Below are 21,742 nucleotides of genomic sequence, written 5' to 3'. Positions count from 1 at the left end.
GGGGGGGTCCCCCGCACCGGGGGGGGGCCGGGGCCCCGCCCACGTCCGTACCGCGCGAGGGGGGTCAGGCCCCGGCGGCCGCGTCCGCCGCGCGGGCCTTCAGGGCCCGCTCGACGCCGGCCCGGGACTCCGTCACCAGTCGGCGCAGGGCCGGGCTCGGGTCGGCCTGCGCAAGCCAGGCGTCGGTGGCGTCCAGGGTCTCCTGGGAGACCTGGAGGGCCGGGTAGTGGCCCACCACGACCTGCTGTGCCATCTCGTGGCTGCGGTTGTCCCAGACGTCCTTGACCGCCTCGAAGTACCTCGCGGTGTAGGGCGCCAGCAGTTCCCGCTGGTCCGGCTGGACGAAGCCGCCGATGACGGCCTCCTGCACGGCGTTGGGGAGCTCGTCGGACTCCACGACCGACGCCCAGGCTTCGGCCTTCGCCGCCGCGGTGGGCCGCGCGGCGCGGGCCGTCGCCGCGTGCCGCTCGCCCGCCGAGGTCGCATCCCGCACCAGCTCGGCGGCGATCGCCGACTCGTCCGCCCGGCCGGTGGCCGCCAGCCGCTCCAGCAGCGCCCAGCGCAGCTCGGTGTCCACGGCCAGCCCGGGGATCTCCTGGGTGCCGTCCAGCAGGCCCTGGAGCAGGTCCAGCTGGTCGCCGGTGCGGGCCGACGCGGCGAACGCCCGGGCCCACGCCAGCTGGTGGTCGCTGCCCGGCGCGGCCGCCCGCAGGTGCGCGAGCGTCGCCTCGGTCCAGGTGGCCAGGCCGCTCTCGCGCCACTCCGGCGCCGCGTACAGGTCCAGTGCCAGCTTCACCTGGCGGTGCAGCGACTGGACCACGCCGATGTCGGTCTCCTTGCCGATGCCGGAGAGCACCAGCGCGAGGTAGTCGCGGGTGGGCAGTTCGGCGTCCCGGGTCATGTCCCAGGCCGAGGCCCACGACAGCGCCCGCGGCAGCGACTCGGTGAAGTCCCCGAGGTGCTCGGTGACGACCTTCAGCGACTGCTCGTCCAGCCGCACCTTGGCGTACGACAGGTCGCCGTCGTTGAGCAGGATCACGTCCGGCCGGCGGAAGCCCGCCGGGAACGGCACCTCGGTCCGCTCGCCGTCCACGTCCAGCTCGACGCCGCCGGTGCGGACCAGCTTGCCGTCCGTCAGGTCGTAGTAGCCGATGCCGATCCGGTGCGGCCGCAGGACGGGCTCACCGGTCGCCCCGGCCGGCAGCGCCGGCGCTTCCTGCCGCACCGCGAACGCGGTGACGGTGCCGTCCTGCGCCACCTCGATCTCCGGCCGCAGGACGTTGATGCCGGCCGTCTGGAGCCACTTCTTCGACCAGGTCGCGAGGTCCCGGCCACTGGTCTCCTCCAGCGCCCCGAGCAGGTCGGACAGCCGGGTGTTGCCGAACGCGTGCGCCTTGAAGTACGCCTGCACGCCCTTGAAGAACTCGTCCATGCCGACGTAGGCCACCAGCTGCTTGAGGACGCTGGCGCCCTTGGCGTAGGTGATGCCGTCGAAGTTGACCAGGACGTCGTCCAGATCGCGGATCTCCGCCATGATCGGGTGGGTGGACGGCAGTTGGTCCTGCCGGTAGGCCCAGGTCTTCATGGAGTTGGCGAACGTGGTCCAGGAGTGCGGCCACTTGCTGCCCGGCGCGTACGCCTGGCAGGCGATCGAGGTGTAGGTCGCGAACGACTCGTTCAGCCAGAGGTCGTTCCACCACTCCATGGTGACCAGGTCGCCGAACCACATGTGCGCCAGCTCGTGCAGGATCGTCTCGGCACGCACCTCGTAGGCCGCGTCCGTCACCTTCGAGCGGAAGACGTACTGGTCGCGGATGGTGACCGCGCCGGCGTTCTCCATCGCCCCGGCGTTGAACTCCGGCACGAAGAGCTGGTCGTACTTGGCGAACGGGTAGGCGTAGTCGAACTTCTCCTGGAACCAGTCGAAGCCCTGCCGGGTGACCGCGAAGATCTCCTCCGCGTCCAGGTGCTCGGCCAGCGACGGCCGGCAGTAGATCCCCAGCGGCACCGATCGGCCGTCGCCGCCCTCCCAGGTGCTGTGCACGCTGTGGTACGGGCCGGCGATCAGCGCCGTGATGTACGTGGAGATCCGCGGCGTGGGCGCGAACTCCCAGACCGTGCCGTCCGCGCCGCCCGGCTCCGGCGTCGGCGAGTTCGAGATCACCGTCCAGCCCTGGGGCGCCGTCACGGTGAACCGGAACGTGGCCTTCAGGTCCGGCTGCTCGAAACTGGCGAACACCCGCCGGGCGTCCGGCACCTCGAACTGCGTGTAGAGGTACGCCTGTTGGTCCACCGGGTCGACGAACCGGTGCAGCCCCTCACCGCTGTTGGTGTACGCGCAGTCGGCGACCACCTTCAGCTCGTTGCGGCCCTCCCGCAGCCCGGCCAGCGCGATCCGCGAGTCCTGGAACACCGCCGCCGCGTCGAGCGCCGTGCCGTTGAGCACCACCTCGTGCACGGTCGGCGCGACCAGATCGATGAACGACTCCGCGCCGCCCCCACCGGTGACGTCGAACCGGACCGTCGTCACCGACCGGAACGTGCCCCCGCCCTGTGCCCCGCTCAGGTCCAGCTCGATGTCGTACGCGTCCACGGTCAGCAGCCGCGCCCGTTCCTGGGCCTCTTCCCGAGTCAGATTCGTACCAGGCACCCGTCGCTCTCCTTCTCCATCACAATCCGTCAGCGCATCGTCCGACCATCCTTCCACGGCACCGCCGCGTCCAGGACGACGTCCGGATCCCGCCAGCGGACCGGCCGCGGATCGCCCAGGCTGGCCGCATGACCCCATACGCACCGCTTCCCCTTCCGGCCGCCACCCTCAAGGAGCTGCGCGGCACCGACGACGCCGGCCGCCCGATGGAGCCGTACCCCGCCCGCGCGGACGGAGTGCCGCTGGACTGCGTCGGCAGCCCGCTGCGCTGCTGTCTGCGGGCCATCGAGGAGGGCGAGCGGGTGGCCCTGGTGTCCTACGCGCCGCTGCGCCGCTGGGCGGCGGAGACCGGCGCCGCCCCCGGGGCCTACGACGAGCAGGGGCCGGTGTTCATCCACGCCGAGGAGTGCCCGGGGCCGGACCCGGCGGCCGACGGCTACCCCCACGTCCACACCGGGGCGCTGCGGACCCTGCGGCGCTACGACCGGCAGGGCCGGATCGCAGGCGGGCGGTACTTCGAGATCCCCGAGGACGCCACGGCCGGCTTCGAGGCGGCCTTCGACGAGGCGTTCGCCGACCCGGAGGTGGCGCTCGTCCACGTCCGGGCGCTGGAGTACGGCTGCTTCCTGTACGAGGTGCGGCGCCCCTGACGGGGGCGGGGGCGCCCGAAAGACCGGCGGCCGGTGCCGGTACGGAGTGGATCCGTACCGGCACCGGCCGCGGTGCGCCGGGTGCGGGCGGGTCAGCCGCGCAGCTCGGCGGCGACCAGCTCGGCGATCTGGATGGCGTTGAGCGCCGCGCCCTTGCGGAGGTTGTCGTTGGCGACGAACAGCGCCAGGCCGTTGTCGACGGTCTCGTCGCGGCGGATCCGGCCCACGAAGGAGGCGTCCTGGCCGGCGGCCTGGAGCGGGGTGGGGACGTCGGAGAGCGCGACACCGGGGGCGCCGGCCAGCAGTTCCTGGGCGCGCTCGGGGGAGAGCGGGCGCGCGAAGCGGGCGTTGACCTGGAGGGAGTGGCCGGTGAAGACCGGGACGCGGACGCAGGTGCCGGACACCTTCAGCTCCGGGATGTCCAGGATCTTGCGGCTCTCGTTGCGGAGCTTCTGCTCCTCGTCGGTCTCGTTCAGCCCGTCGTCGACGATCGAGCCGGCCATCGGCAGGACGTTGAAGGCGATCGGGCGGACGTAGGTCTCCGGTTCGGGGAACTCCACCGCCGCGCCGTCGTGCGTCAGCTTGGTGGCGTCCTGCTCGATGACCTTGCGGGCCTGTCCGTCCAGCTCGGCGACGCCGGCCAGGCCGCTGCCGGAGACCGCCTGGTAGGTGGCGACGACCAGGGAGACCAGCCCGGCCTCCTCGTGCAGCGGGCGCAGCACCGGCATGGCGGCCATGGTGGTGCAGTTCGGGTTGGCGATGATGCCCTTGGGCCGGTCGGCGATGGCCTGCGGGTTGACCTCGGCGACCACCAGCGGGACCTGCGGGTCACGGCGCCAGGCCGAGGAGTTGTCGATCACGACCGGGCCGGCGGCGGCGACCTTCTCCGCCAGCGCCTTGGAGGTGGCGCCACCGGCCGAGAAGAGCACGATGTCCAGACCGGAGAAGTCGGCGATGGCCGCGTCCTCGATCGTGATCTCGGTGTTCTGCCAGAGCAGCGTCCGTCCGGCGGACCGGGCCGAAGCGAACAGCCGCAGCTGCTCGACCGGGAAGTTGCGCTCGGCGAGAATGCGCCGCATCACGCTGCCGACCTGTCCGGTCGCTCCGACGATACCGATCCTCATGGGACTCCTTCTTTCTGACCTGGCCCGCTGGCCCGGCTCCGGGTGTCTGCTGGAACACCTGCTCAGTGGCGCTCCCATCATGTGTGTGAGACCCGTCGCCTTGTCCAATCCATTCCAATAGATGGAGTTGCGGGCCGCATGGTTGCCCACGGAGCGTGTCCGGCGGTCGCGGACCGTTACGTCACCTGGTGGTGCGGTCGCTGCGGTCGCTGCGGTCAGTGCGGGAGGACCACCACGTACCTCGTCGGCTCCCGGTCCGCCGCCGCCATCAGCGCCGTCCGCACCACCGTGGCCTGCTGCTCCGGGGTCTCCCGCAGGGTCCGCGGCCGGCACCGGACGAGGGTGATGCCGAGCCGCTCCAGGCGCTCCCGGTGCTCGTCCCGGGGCGCGTCGGTACGGCCGTGGTCGGACGGGCGCGGGGTGCGGGTGTCGATCTCCACGGCCACTCCGTACTCCGGCCAGTACGCGTCCACCACGCCCAGGTACGGGCCGCCCGGCAGCCGCAGGTCGACGTTCCACAGCGGGTCGGGCAGTCCGTAGGCGTGCACCATGTCGTAGAGCCGCTGCTCGGCCAGGGCCCGGCCCTCGGCCATCAGGGCGTCGACCGCGTCCACCACGTGCGGCCGGGTCAGCAGCCGGGCCCGGCTCAGCTCCCGCACCACCGCGGCCGCCTCGCAGTGCCCGCCGCGCACCGCCTCGGTCAGCAGCCGGCGCACCACGGTTCCGTCCGTGAGGCCGGCCACCGCGTCCGCCAGGGCCCGCGGGACGGGGGCGGTGGGCACCCCGGTGACGTCCTGCGGGGCCGGCAGGTCGGCGCCCCGGACGATTCCCGCGAACCCCGCCGAGCGCAGCCGCCGGGTGCGCGCCACCAGAACCTCGATGCGGTCCAGGGAGAGCAGCGGGGGAGCGGCGGCGAAGCCGTGCAGGGCGAGCGCCGCCAGTCCGGTGATCATCGCCTCCTGGCCGGCTTCCGCGGCCCGGGGCTGGGTCGGCACGGACGGGCCGCGGTGGCGGGCGTAGAGCAGCGCGGCGTGCAGCCGCTCCTCGCTGGTGGGCGGCCCCTGGTGGAGCAGGTGGACGCCGGGCAGCAACTGCTGCCAGGGGCCGCCCGGCCGGCAGCGCTCGGCGATCTCGGCGGGCGGTACGCCGTGCGCCCGCAGTTGATGGGTCGTCAGCACCGGGCAGCGGCCGTCGGCGAGGTGGTGGAGGGGGAGCGGGGAGAGCGGGGTGTCGTGGTTCATGCCCGGTCGATTCCCGGCCCCGCTCCGCCCCCTAACCGCTGTTACCCGCCTGTGGCACAAGCGGGACAATCCCGCCCTCAAGTACGGGCGTTCGACGGCCGATGACTACTGGTCGGGGGCCGGGTTACGGCCTGGGACCGGCCGCCTCGTCACAAGCCTGTGCGCGCAGCGCCCGCGCCAGGTCGTCCCGCTCCTCCCACACCAGTCGGCGCAGCGCCGGCGCGGCCTCCGAACGCTCCGCCAGCCAGGCGTCCGCCGCCTCCAGCGCGGCCCGGTCCACCTGCCAGGACGGGAACAGCCCGCGCACCACGGACATCCCGATCTCGATGGACCGCTCCCGCCAGATCCGCTCGATCACCGCGAAGTAGCGCGGCGCGTACGGCACCAGCAGTTCCCGCTGCGCGGGCTGCGCGAAGCCGCTGAGGGTCGCCTCGACCAGGGCGTTGGAGAGCGCGTCGGAGTCCACCACGTCCGCCCAGGCCGCCGCCTTGACCTCGGCCGAGGGGCGGGCGGCCAGGCAGCGCACCTGGTGGCGCTTGCCGGACGCGGTGTCGTCGCGGGCCAGTTCGGCGTCGATCGCCGCCTCGTCGGCGACCCCGTGCGCGGCCAGCGGCAGCAGGAACGCCCAGCGCAGCTCCTGGTCCACCGCCAGCCCGTCGATCTTCGCGGTGCCGTCCAGCAGTCCCCGGAGCAGCTGGAGGTCGGCCGGGGTGGTGGCCACCGCCGCGAAGTGCCGGGCCCAGCTCAGCTGGTGGCCGCTGCCGGGCTCGGCCAGCCGCAGTTCGCGCAGTGCGCCCTCGGACAGCTCGCGGGTGGTCCGCTCGCGGTACTCCGGCGCGACGTAGTGCTCCAGCGCCGCCTCCGCCTGGCCGAGCACCGACTGGAGCACCCCGATGACGGTCTCCGTCCCGGCGAACCGCCGCACCAGGTCCAGGAAGTCGCGGGCCGGCATCAGCCCGTCCCGGGTCAGTCCCCACACCGCGGCCCAGCACAGCGCCCGCGCCATCGGGTCGGTCAGATCGCCGAGCCGGGCCCGCAGGGTGGCCAGCGACCCCTCGTCGAAGCGGGTCTTGCAGTACGTCAGGTCCTCGTCGTTGACCAGGATCAGTTCCGGCCGCTCGACCCCGGCCAGCTCCGGCACCGCGGTCCGCGGCCCGGCCACGTCGACCTCGGCGCGGGCGTAGCGGACCAGCGCCGAGTCGGCGTCCAGACGGCGGTAGAGGCCCACCGCGACCCGGTGCGGCCGCAGCTCCGGGTGGCTCTCCGACGCCTCCTGGAGGATGCTCAGCTCGGTGATCCGGTCCTGCGCGTCATAGGTGACCTGCGGGGTGAGGGAGTTGACGCCGGCCGTCTCCAGCCAGGCGCGGGACCAGGCCGCCAGGTCCCGCCCCGACGTCTCCTCCAGCACCGTCAGCAGGTCCGCCAGCCGGGTGTTGCCGTAGGCGTGCCGCTTGAAGTAGCGCCGGGCGCCCTCCAGGAACGCGTCCTGGCCGACGTACGCCACCAGCTGCTTGAGAACGCTGGCGCCCTTGGCGTAGGTGATGCCGTCGAAGTTGAGCTTGGCATCCTCCAGGTCGCGGATGTCGGCGGTGATCGGGTGGGTGGAGGGCAGCTGGTCGGCGCGGTACGCCCAGGACTTGCGGCGGTTGGCGAAGGTGATCCAGCCGTCCGTGAAGCGGGTCGCGCCCACCTGCGCGAAGCTGCCCATGAAGTCCGCGTAGGACTCCTTCAGCCACAGGTCGTCCCACCAGTCCATGGTGACCAGGTCGCCGAACCACATGTGCGCCATCTCGTGCAGGATGACGTTGGCCCGGCGCTCGTAGGACGCCTCGGTGACCTTGCCGCGGAAGATGAACTCCTCGCGGAAGGTGACGCAGCCGGGGTTCTCCATCGCGCCGAGGTTGTACTCCGGCACGAACGCCTGGTCGTACTTCCCGAACGGGTACGGGAAGTCGAAGTGGTCGTGGAAGAAGTCCAGGCCCTGCTTGGTGACGGTGAAGACGTCGTCCGCGTCGAAGTGCCGGGCCAGCCCCTTGCGGCAGAGCGCGCCGAGGGGGACGGTCAGCTCGGTGCTGTCCTCGAAGGTGCGGCGGTAGGTGTCGGTGACGTAGTGGTACGGGCCGGCGATCACGGCCGTGATGTACGTCGAGATCGGCTTGGTGGTCGCGAAGCGGTGCCGGCCGCCCTCGGCGGGGCCCTCCTGGGCGCCGTTGCTCAGCACCAGCCAGCCCTCGGGCGCGGTCACCTCGAAGGTGAACGGGGCCTTCAGATCGGGCTGTTCGAAGGTGGTGAAGACCCGGCGCGCGTCGGCGGGCTCGTACTGGGTGTAGAGGTAGACCTCGCCGTCCTCGGGGTCGACGAAGCGGTGCAGGCCCTCGCCGGTGCGGCTGTAGGCGCACTGCGCGTCGACGACCAGGGTGTTCTCGGCGGCCAGGTCGGTCAGCGCGATCCGGGTGCCGTCGAAGACCACGGCCGGGTCCAGCTCCCGGCCGTTGAGGGTGACCGAGCTGACCGAGGGCGCCAGGAGGTCCGCGAAACTCGCCGCGCCGGGCTCGGCGCAGCTGAAGCGGATCGTCGTCCGGGAGCGGAACGTGGTCGCGTCCGCGCCCCGGGCGACCGCTGAGCGGACGTCCAGCGCCACGTCGTAGCCGTCGACCGCCAGCAGTTGGCCCCGCTCACGTGCCTCTTCCCGGGACAGATTCTCACCTGGCACGGTGTGCCTCCCTCACCCTCGTCTCGGATATCGAACACGGGGAATCATGGCACGGGCACCGTCGGTTGAAGCGTGCACGGAACAACACCGTTGATGCTCTCAAGAGGAGACCCCGTGTCCGAGACCGCGAAGACCCTCCCCTTGCCTCCGGCAGGGGCGACCCCAGCAGACTTCTGGTTCGACCCGCTCTGCCCCTGGGCGTGGCTGACCTCCCGCTGGATGCTGGAGGTCGAGAAGCTCCGCCCGGTCCAGGTGCGCTGGCACGTCATGAGCCTGGCCGTGCTCAACGAGAACAAACTCGACGAACTGCCCGCCCAGTACGCGGAGAACATGCGTCCGGGCGGCAAGGCATGGGGTCCGGTCCGCGTGGTGATCGCCGCCCAGCAGCTCTACGGCGACGAGGTCGTCGGCAAGCTCTACACCGCGCTCGGCAACCGCTTCCACACCGCCGGCGAGGGGATCAGCCACGAGTCCCTCGCGGCCGGCATCGCCGACGCCGGCCTGCCCGCCGACCTGATCGAGTACGCCGACAAGGACACCTACGACGCCGAGCTGCGCGCCTCCCACAAGGAGGGCATCGACCTGGTCGGCCAGGAGGTCGGCACGCCGGTGATCGCGGTCCCCGGGCCGGACGGCGACCAGATCGCCTTCTTCGGTCCGGTCGTCACGCCCGCTCCCAAGGGCGAGCAGGCCGCCAAGCTGTGGGACGGCACGCTGATGGTGGCGTCGATACCCGGCTTCTTCGAGATCAAGCGGACCCGCACCCAGGCTCCGACCTTCGACTGACCGCCGGCCCGCCGCCCCGTCCCGTAGGCACGAAGCCCCCGCGAGTCATGTCCTCGCGGGGGCTTCGCTCTGTTCCGCCTGCCAAGTGAAAGGTGAGAAGACGATCACGAGGCAGGACGCCTCGGCCGGCTACCGGGTCACGGCACCAGCAGCAGGTTGTTCGCACGCTCCTTGGCGGAGGCGTACCGCTTGGCCACGTCCTGCCAGTTCACGACGTTCCACATGGCCTCGATGAAGTCGACCTTCTGGTTCTTGTACTGGAGGTAGAAGGCGTGCTCCCAGGCGTCGAAGACCAGGATCGGCACCGAGCCCTGGCCGACGTTGCCCTGGTGGTCGTAGATCTGCTCGACGATGAGGCGGCCGGTCACCGGCTCGTAGGCCAGCACGCCCCAGCCGGAGCCCTGCGTGGTCGCCGACGCCTTGGACAGCTGCGCCTTGAACTTGGCGAACGAGCCGAAGCTCTCGGCGACGGCGTCGGCCAGCTCGCCCACGCCGTCCTTCTCCAGCGGCTCGCCGCCGCCGTCGCCGGTCATGTTGTGCCAGTAGATGCTGTGCAGGATGTGGCCGGAGAGGTGGAACGCGAGGTTCTTCTCCAGGCCGTTGATGGTGCCCCACTGGTCCTTGTCGCGCGCCTCGGCGAGCTGCTCAAGGGTGTCGTTGGCGCCCTTCACGTATGCCGCGTGGTGCTTGTCGTGGTGCAGCTCGATGATCTCGGGGCTGATGACCGGCGCCAGCGCCGCATAGTCGTAGGGAAGTTCCGGAAGTGTGTAGGTCGCCATATCGACCCCGCCTCCAAGCTGCGTATTCGCCGTAGTTGCATATGATGAGCAAGAGCACGCTATCAGCAGGCATGATCGCGGGCCCGTCATGGCGGGCGTCCTGGTTCCAAAGACGGAGGCGGGGCGGGACCTCGGAAGGAGGTCCCGCCCCGCCTGAAGGGGTCCGGAAGGAGAACTACCGGTTGCTCAGCGCCCGCTGCCGGACGAGTCCGATCACCGCCAGCACCACGCCGAAGCCGCCGGTGAACAGCAGCTGGATCCGCTGGTTGTCGTCGCGCAGCATCAGCACCAGTACCGCTATGACCCCGATCAGCGCCACCCACGTCAGATACGGGAAGGCCCACATCCGCACGATGAGCTTCTCGGGCGCCTCACGCTCCAACTGCCGCCGGGTCCGCAGCTGGGCGACGGCGATGAAGCCCCAGACCACCAGGACGGCGGCGCCGACCATGTTGAGCAGCCACTGGAAGACCGTGGTCGGCCACCAGAAGCTCAGGAGCACCGCGACGAACCCGAACGCGGCGCACAGCAGCACCGTCCGGCGCGGCACGCCGCCGCTCACCTTGCCGAGGAACGCCGGGCCCTGGCCGCGGGCGATCAGCGAGTAGGCCATCCGCGACGCGCCGTAGATGTTGGCGTTCACCGCGGAGAGCAGTGCGATCAGGATGACCACGTTCATGATCTGGCCGGCCGCCGGGATCTTGAGGTAGTCCAGCACCGCCACGTACGGGCCGCTCTTGGCGATCGACGGCGCGCTCCAGGGGATGACGGTGACGATGATCGCCATCGAGCCGACGTAGAAGAGCGCGATCCGCCACATCGCGGTGCGCACCGCGCGGGCCACGCCGCGGGCCGGGTCCTTCGACTCGGCGGCCGCGATGGTCACCGTCTCCAGGCCGCCGTAGGCGAACACCGACGCCAACAGACCGACCATCAACCCGTCGACGCCCTTGGGCAGGAAGCCGCCGTCACCGGTCAGGTGGGAGGTGCCGGGCGCCGAGGTGCCGGGCAGCAGGCCGAAGATGGCCAGTACGCCCAGGACCAGGAAGAGGGCGATCGCGGCGACCTTCAGGGCGGCGAACCAGAACTCGAACTCACCGAAGTTGGCGACCGCGGTCAGGTTGGTCGCGGTGAAGATCACCATGGTCAGCAGGACCCACATCCACGGCTCGGTGGAGGGGAACCACTGGTGCAGCACGTCCGCGGCGCCCAGCGCCTCGGCCGCCACCGCCACGCACAGCAGCGCGGTGAACATCCAGCCCACCGTGAAGCCGGCCCAGGAGCCGATGGACCGCTCGGCGTGCACCGAGAAGGAGCCGGAGGAGGGGTGGGCCGCGGACATCTCGCCGAGCATCCGCATGACCAGCATGACCAGTGCACCGGAGACGGCGTAGGCCAGCACGATCGACGGGCCGGCCGCCGCGATGCCCTCGCGGGAGCCGACGAACAGCCCCGCCCCGATCACCCCGCCGAGGGCGATCATCGAGAGGTGGCGCTGCTTCAGGCCGTGCGACAGCGCGCCGCCGTCCTGGCCGGTGCCCGGGGCCGCGGCGTTCCGCGCACCGGCGGACGCGGCGGACGAGGGTGTCCGATTCATGTCGTACCTGTCCCAGTAGGTGAGATGCGGGCGGGGCGATACTGCGTTCTCCCGGGGCCGCGGACGGCTCATCTCCGGGGTCCTCGGCAAAGCTGGCTCAGTGTGAGTGTCCGTGTCCGCTCAGGGCAACAGTCGTGCAGCGTTTGTTCGCTATTCAGACGCGATCGTGACCGAGCGTGTCTGATGCATCGTCGAATGCAATGAGATGTGAGGTACGTCTCAAATGCGCCCCGGTCGCCCCGGAGCCGTCCCCACGCCCGGACCCCGCCCCGTCCGCCCGGGCGACAGCGGCCCTCAGCCCCGCACCCGGCGCGCCCGCAACTCCCGCGCACCCGCCACCGCCAGCACCGCGGCGGTCGCACCGGCCGACCACAGCAACTGCGGCCGGGCCGTGTCATCGGTCAGCATCAGCACGATCACCACGCCCATCGCCACCAGCGCCACCCACGTCAGATACGGGAACGCCCACATCCGCAGCACCAGCCGCTCCGGCGCCTCCCGCTCGATCTGGGGCCGCAGCCGCAACTGGGAGACGGCGATCAGCCCCCAGACGAACAGCAGCACCGCACCGACCGCATTGAGCAGGTACAGGAAGACCGAATCCGGCCACTTCAGATTCAGCAGCACCGAGACGAAGCCGAACGCCACCGACGCCAGCACCGCCCGCCGCGGCACCCCTCCGCCCGACACCTTCAGCAGACCGCGCGGCGCCTCCCCGCGCTCGGCCAGCGAGAACACCATCCGCGACGACCCGTAGAGATTGGCGTTCAGCGCCGACAGCAGCGCCACGAACACCACGATGTTCATGATCTGCCCGGCGCCCGGCACGCCGACGTGGTCCAGCACCATCACGTACGGACTCTTGCCCGGCTGCATCGACGACCAGGGCAGCACCGTGACGATGACCAGCATCGAGCCCACATAGAAGAAGAGGATCCGCCACACCGCGCTGCGCACCGCCCGGCCCACCGCCCGCGCCGGATCGTCCGACTCGGCCGCCGCGATGGTGACCACCTCCAGCCCGCCGAAGGCGAACACCACGGCCAGCACGCCGGAGACCACCCCGGACCAGCCGTGCGGCAGCAGCCCGCCGTGCCCGGTGAGATTGGTCAGCCCCACCGGCGAGGTGTCCGGCAGTACTCCGAAGACCGCCAGCAGGCTCAGGGCCAGGAACAGCACGATCGCGGTGACCTTCAGCGTCGCGAACCAGAACTCGAACTCGCCGAAGTTCTTCACCGCGGCCAGATTGGCGACGGTGAACACGACCATGAAGAGCAGTACCCAGCCCCACTGCGGCACCGCCGGCACCCAACCGTGCGCGATCTGCGCCGCCCCGGTGGCCTCCACCGCCAGCACCACCACCAGCAGGAACCAGTACAGCCAGCCCACGCTGAAACCGGCCCAGCGCCCCAACGCCCGCTCCGCGTGCACCGAGAACGCCCCGGACGCCGGCATCGCCGCCGACATCTCCCCGAGCATCCGCATGACCAGCATCGCCAGCGCCCCGGCGATCAGATAGGACAGCACGATCCCCGGCCCGGCCACCGCGATGCCCGCGCCGGAGCCCACGAACAGCCCCGCCCCGATCACCCCGCCCAGACCCAACATCGTCAGATGGCGCTGCTTGAGCCCCGCGGACAGCGGCTCTTTCTCGACCAGGGGCGGTGCGTCGTGCATCGGCTCGTACTCTCGCAAGGGGCGCAAGGGCGGGATCGCCGCCCGGTTTGGGGGAACTCCACAGGTGACCGCGGAGCCGTCCCAGTCTCCCCGCCCGCCCCCGACTAGCACAAAACCGGCAGCACACCACCGTCCCGTCCGTGACGAGCATCACGTGACCTGCGAAGACGCCCCGCGTGCCGGCGGGCTCCGGCATTCTGGCCCTTGTCCGGAACTCCCCAAGCGGGCCGGTACGGCTTTGTCACCGCTCGCACGTGATCGCCGCCGCCCTCCTGAACTAACGTCATCACGTCCCGCCGGACCGGCCACCCCGGACGGTCCCCTCACACCCGCGGAGTCCCCTGATGAGCACAGCCGCCACCGCCCTCAGCCCTGGAGCGGTCCTCGCCGACCTGCTGCCGGCCGCCACCGCCACCCGCGCCCGCGTCCGCGACGCCGCACTGGTCGCCGGCGGCGCCGTGATCACCGGCATCGCGGCCCAGATCGCGATCCCGGTCCCCGGCTCCCCGGTCCCGGTCACCGCCCAGACCTTCGCCGCCCTCCTCGTGGGCGCCTCGCTCGGCGCCCGCCGCGGGCTGCTGTCGCTGGCGCTCTACGCGCTGGCCGGCATGGCCGGCGTGCCGTGGTTCGCGGGCGGTGCGTCGGGCGCCGGCGGGGCCACCTTCGGCTACGTCCTCGGCATGCTGCTCGCCGCCACCGCCGTGGGCGCGCTGGCCCGCCGCGGCGGCGACCGCGGGGTGCTCCGCACCGCCGCCACGATGGTCGCCGGCAACGCCCTGATCTACGCGATCGGCGTCCCCTACCTCGCGCTGAGCACGGGCATGTCCTTCGGCCAGGCCGTCGCCGTCGGCATGGTGCCGTTCCTGATCGGCGACGCCCTCAAGGTCGCCCTGGCGATGGGCGCGCTCCCCACAGCTTGGAAGCTGGCCGGCCGCCGCGGCTGAGTACCCGCGAAAAACGCCGACGGGGCCCGCACCCACCAAGGGTGCGGGCCCCGTTCGCCGTCCGGGGGCTGTTACGCGTTCTCCGGTGCCTCCGCGGTCGTCGCCGCCTCCGGCACGGCTCCCGGCTCCGCACGCGGCCGCCGCTTCTGGAGCACCAGCCCGGCCACCAGCACGACCACGGCCGCCACCACCGACAGCACCATCTGCTCCCGGCCGTCCTTGTCGTAGAACATGTAGCCCACGACGAAGACGATCAGCGCGATGGTGGCGTAGGTCAGCCACGGGTACAGCCACATCCGCACCGTCAGTCGCTCCGGCGTCTCCCGCTCGATGGTCCGGCGCATCCGCAGCTGCGAGACGCAGATCACCAGCCAGACGAAGAGCGCCACCGCGCCCGAGGAGTTCAGCAGGAACTGGAAGACGGTGTCCTTCGAGGTGTAGCTGAAGATCGTCGCGATGAAGCCGAAGGCCACCGACGCCCAGATCGCCACCGCCGGGACGCCGCCCTTGTTGACCTTCGTGAACGCCTTCGGCGCATCGCCGCGCTCACCGAGCGAGTACGCCATCCGGGACGCCGTGTAGAGCCCGGAGTTCAGACAGGACAGCACCGCGGTCAGCACGACCACGTCCATCACGACGTCCGCGTACGGGATGTGCAGCGACTTCAGCACCGCCACGTACGGGCTCTTGGTCACCTCCGGGTCGTCCCACGGAAGCAGGGTCACGATCACCGCGATCGACCCGATGTAGAAGAGCGCGATCCGCCAGATCACGCTGTTCACGGCCTTGCGGACGGCCACCACCGGGTTCGGCGACTCGCTCGCCGCCAGCGTGACGATCTCGCTGCCCATGAAGGAGAAGACCACCAGCAGCATCCCGGAGAGGATCGCGCCCGGTCCCTTCGGTAGGAATCCGCCGTGGTGCAACAGGTTCGCGGTGCCCACCGCGTGGTGCCCCGGCGGCAGTCCGAAGATCGCCAGCGCGCCGATCACGATGAAGATCACGATCGCCACGACCTTGATCCCGGCGAACCAGAACTCGAACTCGCCGAACGAGCCCACCGACACCAGGTTGGTGCCGGTCAGCACGATCATCACCAGCAGCGCCCAGGCCCACTGCGGCACCGCCGGTATCCAGCCGGTCAGGATCGACGCCGCCGCGGTCGCCTCGACCGCCAGCACCACCGACCAGAAGAACCAGTACAGCCAGCCGATGGTGAAGCCGGCCCAGCGGCCCAGGGCCTGGTCCGCGTACGCGGAGAACGAACCGGACGTGGGGGAGGCCGCGGCCATCTCACCCAGCATCCGCATCACCAGCACGACCAGCAGACCGGTCAGCGCGTACGAGAGGAGGATCCCCGGGCCGGCGGCTTTGATGCCGGCCCCGGATCCGACGAAGAGGCCGGCGCCGATGACCCCGCCAATGGCGATCATGGACAGATGGCGGTTCTTGAGGCCGGCCTGGAGCCCGTCAGGCGACCGGTTCGCGGTGCCGTTGCCGGGTTCTCCGGCAGCGGGGACCGCGTGGGAAGTAGGCGGGTGCGCGCCCATGTGCACCGTCCTTCGGTGGTTCTCGGTGTCGAACCCAGGCATTAGAACGTTGTTAACGACCGTTTGGAAGAGCCGAATCCGGATCGTTGTCGTTACTGGTGAGTTGCCTGAAGTGGCAGGCCGCGCCCGGAGTGCGGGCCACAGCCCCGATGGCGTCTACCCCGGGAACGGCATGCCACACTCGTGCCATGCGCGTGTACATCGGCTCCGATCATGCCGGCTTCGACCTCAAGAACCACCTCGTCGACTGGCTCAAGGCCCACGGCCACGAGCCCGTCGACTGCGGTCCGCACATCTACGACGCCCAGGACGACTACCCCCCGTTCTGCCTGCGCGCCGCGGAGCGCACCGCCGCCGACCCGGAGGGCCTGGGCATCGTGATCGGCGGCTCCGGCAACGGCGAGCAGATCGCCGCCAACAAGGTCAAGGGCGTCCGCGCCGCGCTGGCGTGGAGCGAGGAGACCGCCAAGCTCGGCCGCGAGCACAACAACGCCAACGTGGTCTCCGTCGGCGGCCGGATGCACACCGTCGAGGAGGCCACCCGCTTCGTCGAGGTCTTCCTCGCCACCCCGTACTCGGGCGAGGAGCGGCACACCCGCCGGATCGAGATGCTCTCCGCCTACGAGACCACCGGTGAGCTCCCCCCGATCCCGGCCCACCACCCGCAGCAGGACTGACACCCCCGCACCCCGCCGTCGCCCGTTCCCCCGGTGGCCACCGGGAGAGCGGGCGCGCCCACTGGAGGACACCCGATGCCCGAGGGGCACACGATCCACCGCCTGGCCGCGGACCACCGCGACCGGTTCCAGGGGCGGAAGGCCAAGGTGACCAGCCCGCAGGGCAAGTTCGCCGAGGGCGCGGCGCTCATCGACGGCCAGGTCCTGGAGACCGCCGAGGCCCACGGCAAGCACCTCTTCCTCGGCTTCGGCCCGGACCGCTGGATCCACGTCCACCTCGGCCTCTTCGGCAAGCTCGGCTTCGGCACCACCCCGGCCCCGCCGCCCACCGACACCGTCCGGCTGCGGCTGGTCGGCGCCGGCCACCACGCCGACCTGCGCGGCCCCACCGCCTGCGCGCTGATCACCGACGCCGAGAAGCAGGCGATACACGACCGGCTGGGCCCCGACCCGCTCCGGCCGGACGACGACGGCGACCGTGCCTGGCAGCGGATCACCCGCAGCCGCACCACCATCGCGGCGCTGCTGCTCGACCAGAAGGTGATCGCCGGCGTCGGCAACGTCTACCGCGCCGAGGTCCTCTTCCGGCACGGCATCGACCCCTACCTCCCCGGCCGCGCCCTCCGCCGGGACCAGTGGGACGCCGTCTGGGCCGACCTGGTCGCCCTGATGCGGGAGGGCGTGAAGAACAACCGGATCGACACCGTCCGCCCCGAGCACACCCCGGAAGCCATGGGCCGCCCGCCCCGGGTCGACGACCACGGCGGCGAGGTCTACGTCTACCGCCGCACCGGCGCCGCCTGCCACCTCTGCGGCAGCGAAGTCCGCACCGCCGACCTCGCCGCCCGCAACCTCTTCTGGTGCCCCGGCTGCCAGCCCACCGCCGCCCGCCCCTGAAGAACGCGGCGGGCCGTGCCCACCACCGTCAGAAGCCGTGCGGCAGCCACGGCGCCGCGTCCGCCCCGAACGCCGCCGACGCCGCGGCCAGCGCCCCCGGCCGCAGCTCCCGCACCCGCCCGGCACCGGCCAGCGCCGACAGCGTGAACCCGCCCAGATAGGCCGAACCCAACTCCCTTACGGACAGTGCGAGTTCGGCCGGATCGGTGGTCCGCTCGCAACTCGCGCCCTTCGCGTCGCCGGACAGCCGCCAGCGCCCCGCGTTCCACGGGCACACATCGTCGGTGACCTCCAGCACCACGTCCACCGGCGCCTGGTACGTCCGGGCCGCCAGCGCCGCCCCGACGTCCACCGGCCGGACGAACAGCGATTCCCGCACCCCGACGTCACACCGCCGCTGGTCGGCCACCAGGTGCAGCAGCGGGTCGTCCACCGGCCGGCCGCGCACCGCCACCGACGCCGTCAGGTCGATCCCGAACAGATAGCGCCACAACGCGGCGTAGGCCACCGGGTCCAGCGCGTCGACATGGCGCACCAGCACCGTCCCGCGCGGCCCGGTGCGGTCCCACTCGGGCTTGACGGCGTACCGGGCGTAGCCCCGCACCTCGCCGTCCACCTCGGCCAGTACGCACTGCAGCGCGCCGGCCCCGTCCCGCTCGCCCTCCGGGTCGAGCACCCCGCCCCGCCCCCAGTGCGGGCGGCGCGCCAGCATCCCGGGCCGGGTCGGCACCAGCTCCGCGTAGACCCGCTCGCACTCCGCCAGCGAGGCCACCGGGTCCGCCAGCCGCAGCCGGACGCCGTCCACGCCCGGCAGGTCCGGGGCGGCCAGCCGCACCGTGTCCACGGTCATCCGGAGTTCCTGAGTGGCCGGGCCGTACCCGAACCGCCCGTAGATCGCCGGCTCCGTGGCGGTCAGCACCGCCAGCGCCTCCCCGCGCTCGTGCACGTCCTTCAGCTGGTGCCGCATCATCGAGCGCAGCACCCCGCGCCGCCGGTGGGTCGGCTGCACGCTGATCAGGGTGACCCCGGCCACGGCCAGCTCCGCGCCGCCCGGCACCGTTAGTCCGAACGAGAACGATCCGCCGGTGCCGACGATCTCGTCACCGTCCCGGACCGCGAACGCCCGCTCGACCTCGGTGACCGCCCGCCACCACGCGCGCCTCTCCGGCCCGTCCGGGATCCCGCCGAACGCCACGTCCAGCTTGTCGTACCAGGCATCCCAGTCGGCATCCCGCAACGGCCGCAACTCTGTTGTCATGAGCCATCCCTAGCAGCCCGCCCTCCGGCCGCGCGACCGCATTTCGAACGCGAATTCCCCGCAATTCCCCGGGGTGACGTGCGGCGAATCGACGCGCCGCCGAACGGGTGGATAAGGTCCCAGCACAATGACACGCGGCGCGGGAGCGGAAAGCCTGAGGGCCCGGATGCGCAAACGGCTGCACCGGGCCCGGATCGGCATGCGCAAGGCCGGTGTCGACTACTTCCGCGGCGACGGATCCGACTGGCTCGCGCTGGCCGCCCTGCTCGCCGCCATCCCGGCCATCGCCGGCGGCACCCTCTGGCACCCGGAGTGGATCGCGCCGACCGCACTGGTCCTCCCGATCATCGCCGGCGGACTGCTGCTGCGGCCGGCCAACCTCCTCGTCCTCTACGCGGCCTCCGCCGCCGCCCTGATCGTCGAGGCGGCCCTGTTCGGCCCGTACGACCAGGGCCGGGACCGGATCACCCCGGGCACGGTCCTGGTGGTCGCCGCGGTCGGCCTCTCCGGGCTGCTGGTCGCACAGTTCCGCAGCCGGGTCGGCGTGCCCTGGCGACGCGGCGGCACCATGCTCTTCGACCTGCGCGAACGGATCCGCGTCCAGAGCAAACTCCCCAAGCTCCCCAAGGGCTGGCACCACGAAATGGCGCTCCGCCCGGCCGGCGGCCAGTCCTTCTCCGGCGACTTCGTGGTGGCCTCCTGCACCCAGGGCGGCAACATCCTGGAGGTCGTGCTCACCGACGTCTCCGGCAAGGGCATGGACGCCGCGTCCCGGTCACTGCTCCTCTCCGGTGCCTTCGGCGGCCTGCTCGGCTCCCTCCCGCCGCACGGCTTCCTGCCGGCCGCCAACGGCTACCTGTTGCGCCAGGACTGGGACGAGGGCTTCGCCACCTCCGTCCACCTCGTCCTCGACCTGGAGTCCGGCGACTACGAACTGTTCTCCGCGGGCCATCTCCCCGCCCTCCAACTCAGCGCCGGCACCGGCCGCTGGGAGGAGAAGTCGGGGGAGGGGCCGCTGCTCGGGGTCTACGACGGCGCCCAGTTCGACCCGGTCAAGGGGACGCTGCGCCCCGGTGACGTCCTGATGCTGTTCACCGACGGCCTGGTGGAGGCCGCCGACCGCGACATCGCCGAGGGCATCGACCGCCTGACCGGCGAGGCCGAGCGGTATGTGCACGGCGGCTTCGCCGGCGCCGCCTGGCACCTGATCGAGGCCGTCGCCAAGGACGTCAACGACGACCGGGCGCTACTGCTGATCTGTCGGGACAGCTGACCGCCGCACCGGGCTCGGCCTCCCGCCGCCGCCCGGCAGCACCCGCGCCAGCAGCCCGGAGCGGCCGGCCGCCGGCGGTCCGAGGACGGCCAGGATCAGCACGTAACCGGCGAAGAACGGGGGCAGCCGCTCGTCGAGTCCGGCGCCCGCCGCCATCGTCGCGAGGATCAGCGCGAACTCGCCGCGGGCCGGCAGCGCGGTGGCGATGTTCGCGGCCGACCCGGGACCGAAGCCGTGGATCCGGGCCAAGCAGGATTCCGGCCAGGTTGACTTCTCCCCGCAGCCAAAGCGGAGGGGATTCAACCCTCGCGGGTTCTGACGTTCCGCCAGCCCGGGGGTAGGCCCGGCCAGTTTGGTCACCGCCGACCGGACAGGGAAATGGGCCCGTTCCTCCTCGTCGTCGATGCGCCGTCGATGTGAGTCCGGGCACGTGCCGGTCGCACACGAGGCCAAGAAAGCGTCAAGAACTAGTCAATAGTTAGATTACCAAATCATTAACCGGTGACCGTTGTGAGGCGGTGCGGGAGCTTTTGGGGGTCGGCCCGGCGGGGTGCGAGGGCCCCCCGGACCGATCGGATGCGGCACGGGATGAACAATCGGGAACGAGCAAAGCGTTGGCCGATGATTCGTCACCCGCCTGCAATGGGCAGGGAGTTGATGGCACGATGGGTGCCGGGGGTGTGCGCGGCATGCCCCAGGGCCGGTGAGGCGTTCCGACCGAGGGTGTGATCAGTTGTGGCTCTGTCGCTATCAGTTGTCCTGATGTTGGGAATCATCCTGGTCGTACTGATCAGACAGAAGGCGATCAAGGCCGGTCCGGCGTTCGTCGCCATACTTTTCGGCTTCTTCCTTGCCTCCACGGGCATGGCGCCGTCGATCAACAGATTCCTGAACTCCATCGCACAGACCATCAACCACATCACGTTCTAGGGCAGGCCCCTGGAACAGGTCACGGTCCGCAGGCCGGACTCAGGGGGTCCGTCCGCCCCCGGTCCGCGTCAGCGCGTCACGTACGGCATCCTCGCTGCGCCCCACCAGCGCCGATCCGTCGTCGGCGGTGATGATCGGCCGCTGGATCAGCCCGGGGTGCGCCGCCAGCGCCTCGATCCACCGGTCGCGTTCGGCGTCGGTGCGCTCCCACGCCCCGACGCCCAGTTCCTTCGCCTCGACCTCCTGGGTCCGGGTGATGTCCCAGGGCTCCAGGCCCAGTCGGTCCAGTACGGCGCGCAGCTCGCCGGCGGTCGGCGGCTCCTCCAGGTACCTCCGCACGGTGTAGTCGGCACCCTCGGCGTCCAAAATCTCCACCGCGGCACGGCACTTCGAGCACGCGGGATTGAGCCAGATCTCCATGCGGGTCACCCTAGGGACTCCCGTTGCGGGAGAGAAGCAGGGGTGCGGGGAGGCCACGCGAAGAAGTATCAGGAACGCGAAAAGCCCCGGGCCGGATGGTCCGGGGCTTTCCCCTTGCGAGCGGGCGACGGGAATCGAACCCGCGTAGCCAGTTTGGAAGACTGGGGCTCTACCATTGAGCTACGCCCGCGAGCGCCAACGGTCGCTGAGACCTCGGCACGCAGAGCATCGTAGCGGGTGAAGGCGGTCGCGCGCACACCGCATCGTGCTCCCGGATATCGGGCAGCCATTCCGTCCGCGGCCATGTACCCTACGTGTCGCACCGACGGGGTGTGGCGCAGCTTGGTAGCGCGTCCGCTTTGGGAGCGGAAGGTCGTCGGTTCGAATCCGGCCACCCCGACCAGTAGGTACAAGTCCCGCATGTAGGGAAAGCGGGCATAAGCGACCGTTCAAGATCGCGTTGTGGGTGCCCTCCTCCTTGCGGTTACTATGCAAGCTGCGTGCCCGTATGTCTCTGTACCGGGCGCGATCGGCCGGGCCGGGACATGCCGGACGCCGGCGGATCTCAGGCAAAAC

17 protein-coding genes, 2 tRNA genes and 1 pseudogene are annotated in these 21,742 nt (G+C 71.3%); 8 read left to right on the top strand and 12 right to left on the bottom strand.

The genetic code is table 11. The annotated features are described in order from the left end of the window. Positions 1-64: 64 nt before the first annotated feature. Entirely contained in the window at positions 65-2,650 is a 2,586-nt protein-coding gene (gene pepN, locus ACFVT2_RS34380) for an aminopeptidase N (protein ID WP_390024420.1), read from the bottom strand. 128 nt (positions 2,651-2,778) lie between these two features. On the opposite strand from pepN (ACFVT2_RS34380), the gene ACFVT2_RS34375 reads away from it, so the two are divergent. Beyond that, positions 2,779-3,300, top strand: a complete 522-nt coding sequence (locus ACFVT2_RS34375) for a DUF1203 domain-containing protein (protein ID WP_390024418.1) — start codon at positions 2,779-2,781, stop codon at positions 3,298-3,300. Between the two features lie 92 nt (positions 3,301-3,392). Here ACFVT2_RS34375 and ACFVT2_RS34370 read toward each other — a convergent pair whose 3' ends face one another. From ACFVT2_RS34370 to pepN (ACFVT2_RS34360), 3 genes are all read right to left on the bottom strand, one after another. Further along, the gene (locus tag ACFVT2_RS34370) at positions 3,393-4,424 is read right to left on the bottom strand and encodes an aspartate-semialdehyde dehydrogenase (RefSeq protein WP_390024416.1); all 1,032 of its coding nucleotides are present in this window, start codon (positions 4,422-4,424) and stop codon (positions 3,393-3,395) included. Between the two features lie 215 nt (positions 4,425-4,639). Continuing rightward, positions 4,640-5,665, bottom strand: coding sequence for a hypothetical protein (locus tag ACFVT2_RS34365; RefSeq protein ID WP_390024414.1), 1,026 nt, complete (start codon positions 5,663-5,665; stop codon positions 4,640-4,642). A gap of 124 nt (positions 5,666-5,789) precedes the next feature. After that, complete coding sequence (gene pepN / locus ACFVT2_RS34360; RefSeq protein ID WP_390024412.1) at positions 5,790-8,378, bottom strand: aminopeptidase N; 2,589 nt, start codon at positions 8,376-8,378, stop codon at positions 5,790-5,792. 93 nt (positions 8,379-8,471) lie between these two features. Between pepN (ACFVT2_RS34360) and ACFVT2_RS34355 the strand changes: the two genes are divergently transcribed. Beyond that, on the top strand, positions 8,472-9,164 hold the full coding sequence (locus tag ACFVT2_RS34355) for a DsbA family protein (RefSeq protein ID WP_390024410.1): 693 nt from the start codon (positions 8,472-8,474) through the stop codon (positions 9,162-9,164). Between the two features lie 137 nt (positions 9,165-9,301). Here ACFVT2_RS34355 and ACFVT2_RS34350 read toward each other — a convergent pair whose 3' ends face one another. The 3 genes from ACFVT2_RS34350 to ACFVT2_RS34340 form a co-directional block, all read right to left on the bottom strand. Next, a complete protein-coding gene (locus ACFVT2_RS34350; protein WP_390024408.1) occupies positions 9,302-9,943 on the bottom strand; it encodes a superoxide dismutase in 642 nt (213 codons plus the stop codon). A gap of 175 nt (positions 9,944-10,118) precedes the next feature. Then, positions 10,119-11,540, bottom strand: coding sequence for an amino acid permease (locus ACFVT2_RS34345; RefSeq protein WP_390024406.1), 1,422 nt, complete (start codon positions 11,538-11,540; stop codon positions 10,119-10,121). Positions 11,541-11,834: 294 nt separating this feature from the next. Then, positions 11,835-13,217 (bottom strand): amino acid permease, encoded by a 1,383-nt coding sequence (locus tag ACFVT2_RS34340; RefSeq protein ID WP_390024404.1) that lies wholly within the window; start codon positions 13,215-13,217, stop codon positions 11,835-11,837. 344 nt (positions 13,218-13,561) lie between these two features. Here ACFVT2_RS34340 and ACFVT2_RS34335 point away from each other — a divergent pair, with 344 nt between their 5' ends. Beyond that, the gene (locus tag ACFVT2_RS34335) at positions 13,562-14,161 is read left to right on the top strand and encodes a biotin transporter BioY (RefSeq protein ID WP_390024402.1); all 600 of its coding nucleotides are present in this window, start codon (positions 13,562-13,564) and stop codon (positions 14,159-14,161) included. Between the two features lie 71 nt (positions 14,162-14,232). Here the strand turns inward: ACFVT2_RS34335 and ACFVT2_RS34330 are convergent, their stop codons facing one another. After that, positions 14,233-15,711: an amino acid permease gene (locus ACFVT2_RS34330; RefSeq protein ID WP_390024425.1), complete on the bottom strand. Its 1,479-nt coding sequence runs from the start codon at positions 15,709-15,711 to the stop codon at positions 14,233-14,235. 188 nt (positions 15,712-15,899) lie between these two features. Between ACFVT2_RS34330 and ACFVT2_RS34325 the strand changes: the two genes are divergently transcribed. Further along, complete coding sequence (locus tag ACFVT2_RS34325; RefSeq protein WP_390024400.1) at positions 15,900-16,388, top strand: ribose-5-phosphate isomerase; 489 nt, start codon at positions 15,900-15,902, stop codon at positions 16,386-16,388. Positions 16,389-16,463: 75 nt separating this feature from the next. After that, the gene (locus ACFVT2_RS34320; RefSeq protein WP_390024398.1) at positions 16,464-17,285 is read left to right on the top strand and encodes an Fpg/Nei family DNA glycosylase; all 822 of its coding nucleotides are present in this window, start codon (positions 16,464-16,466) and stop codon (positions 17,283-17,285) included. A gap of 28 nt (positions 17,286-17,313) precedes the next feature. Here the strand turns inward: ACFVT2_RS34320 and ACFVT2_RS34315 are convergent, their stop codons facing one another. After that, complete coding sequence (locus ACFVT2_RS34315; RefSeq protein ID WP_390024396.1) at positions 17,314-18,543, bottom strand: GNAT family N-acetyltransferase; 1,230 nt, start codon at positions 18,541-18,543, stop codon at positions 17,314-17,316. A gap of 127 nt (positions 18,544-18,670) precedes the next feature. Between ACFVT2_RS34315 and ACFVT2_RS34310 the strand changes: the two genes are divergently transcribed. Further along, the gene (locus ACFVT2_RS34310; protein WP_390024394.1) at positions 18,671-19,816 is read left to right on the top strand and encodes a PP2C family protein-serine/threonine phosphatase; all 1,146 of its coding nucleotides are present in this window, start codon (positions 18,671-18,673) and stop codon (positions 19,814-19,816) included. Here the strand turns inward: ACFVT2_RS34310 and ACFVT2_RS34305 are convergent. After that, a pseudogene (locus tag ACFVT2_RS34305) lies at positions 19,790-20,062 on the bottom strand (cation/H(+) antiporter); the annotation flags it as partial. The gene ACFVT2_RS34310 and the pseudogene ACFVT2_RS34305 sit on opposite strands and share 27 nt — an antisense overlap. Positions 20,063-20,551: 489 nt before the next feature. Here ACFVT2_RS34305 and ACFVT2_RS34300 point away from each other — a divergent pair. After that, the gene (locus tag ACFVT2_RS34300; RefSeq protein WP_037635111.1) at positions 20,552-20,746 is read left to right on the top strand and encodes a hypothetical protein; all 195 of its coding nucleotides are present in this window, start codon (positions 20,552-20,554) and stop codon (positions 20,744-20,746) included. A gap of 39 nt (positions 20,747-20,785) precedes the next feature. On the opposite strand, the gene ACFVT2_RS34295 is transcribed toward ACFVT2_RS34300, so the two are convergent. Both ACFVT2_RS34295 and ACFVT2_RS34290 read right to left on the bottom strand, forming a co-directional pair. Beyond that, the gene (locus ACFVT2_RS34295) at positions 20,786-21,166 is read right to left on the bottom strand and encodes an arsenate reductase family protein (RefSeq protein WP_390024392.1); all 381 of its coding nucleotides are present in this window, start codon (positions 21,164-21,166) and stop codon (positions 20,786-20,788) included. A gap of 119 nt (positions 21,167-21,285) precedes the next feature. Next, positions 21,286-21,356, bottom strand: a tRNA-Gly gene (locus ACFVT2_RS34290). A gap of 136 nt (positions 21,357-21,492) precedes the next feature. Between ACFVT2_RS34290 and ACFVT2_RS34285 the strand changes: the two genes are divergently transcribed. After that, a tRNA-Pro gene (locus ACFVT2_RS34285) sits at positions 21,493-21,569 on the top strand. The last annotated feature ends 173 nt before the right edge of the window (positions 21,570-21,742 follow it).

The organism is Streptomyces sp. NPDC058000 (assembly GCF_042886435.1).
In the GTDB taxonomy this organism is placed as follows: domain Bacteria; phylum Actinomycetota; class Actinomycetes; order Streptomycetales; family Streptomycetaceae; genus Streptomyces.
Note: the sequence above shows the minus strand (reverse complement) of the source record. Positions and strands in the feature narration are given on the sequence as shown.

Bases quoted from the DNA above. Each gene is read 5' to 3' on its own strand.
- ACFVT2_RS34355 (WP_390024410.1), top strand. From the start codon at position 8,472: ATGCTCTCAAGAGGAGACCCCGTGTCCGAGACCGCGAAGACCCTCCCC.
- ACFVT2_RS34375 (WP_390024418.1), top strand. From the start codon at position 2,779: ATGACCCCATACGCACCGCTTCCCCTTCCGGCCGCCACCCTCAAGGAG.
- ACFVT2_RS34295 (WP_390024392.1), bottom strand. From the start codon at position 21,166: ATGGAGATCTGGCTCAATCCCGCGTGCTCGAAGTGCCGTGCCGCGGTG.
- ACFVT2_RS34370 (WP_390024416.1), bottom strand. From the start codon at position 4,424: ATGAGGATCGGTATCGTCGGAGCGACCGGACAGGTCGGCAGCGTGATG.
- ACFVT2_RS34365 (WP_390024414.1), bottom strand. From the start codon at position 5,665: ATGAACCACGACACCCCGCTCTCCCCGCTCCCCCTCCACCACCTCGCC.
- ACFVT2_RS34310 (WP_390024394.1), top strand. From the start codon at position 18,671: ATGACACGCGGCGCGGGAGCGGAAAGCCTGAGGGCCCGGATGCGCAAA.
- ACFVT2_RS34350 (WP_390024408.1), bottom strand. From the start codon at position 9,943: ATGGCGACCTACACACTTCCGGAACTTCCCTACGACTATGCGGCGCTG.
- ACFVT2_RS34330 (WP_390024425.1), bottom strand. From the start codon at position 15,711: ATGGGCGCGCACCCGCCTACTTCCCACGCGGTCCCCGCTGCCGGAGAA.
- ACFVT2_RS34320 (WP_390024398.1), top strand. From the start codon at position 16,464: ATGCCCGAGGGGCACACGATCCACCGCCTGGCCGCGGACCACCGCGAC.
- ACFVT2_RS34325 (WP_390024400.1), top strand. From the start codon at position 15,900: ATGCGCGTGTACATCGGCTCCGATCATGCCGGCTTCGACCTCAAGAAC.
- ACFVT2_RS34315 (WP_390024396.1), bottom strand. From the start codon at position 18,543: ATGACAACAGAGTTGCGGCCGTTGCGGGATGCCGACTGGGATGCCTGG.
- ACFVT2_RS34335 (WP_390024402.1), top strand. From the start codon at position 13,562: ATGAGCACAGCCGCCACCGCCCTCAGCCCTGGAGCGGTCCTCGCCGAC.
- ACFVT2_RS34345 (WP_390024406.1), bottom strand. From the start codon at position 11,540: ATGAATCGGACACCCTCGTCCGCCGCGTCCGCCGGTGCGCGGAACGCC.
- ACFVT2_RS34340 (WP_390024404.1), bottom strand. From the start codon at position 13,217: ATGCACGACGCACCGCCCCTGGTCGAGAAAGAGCCGCTGTCCGCGGGG.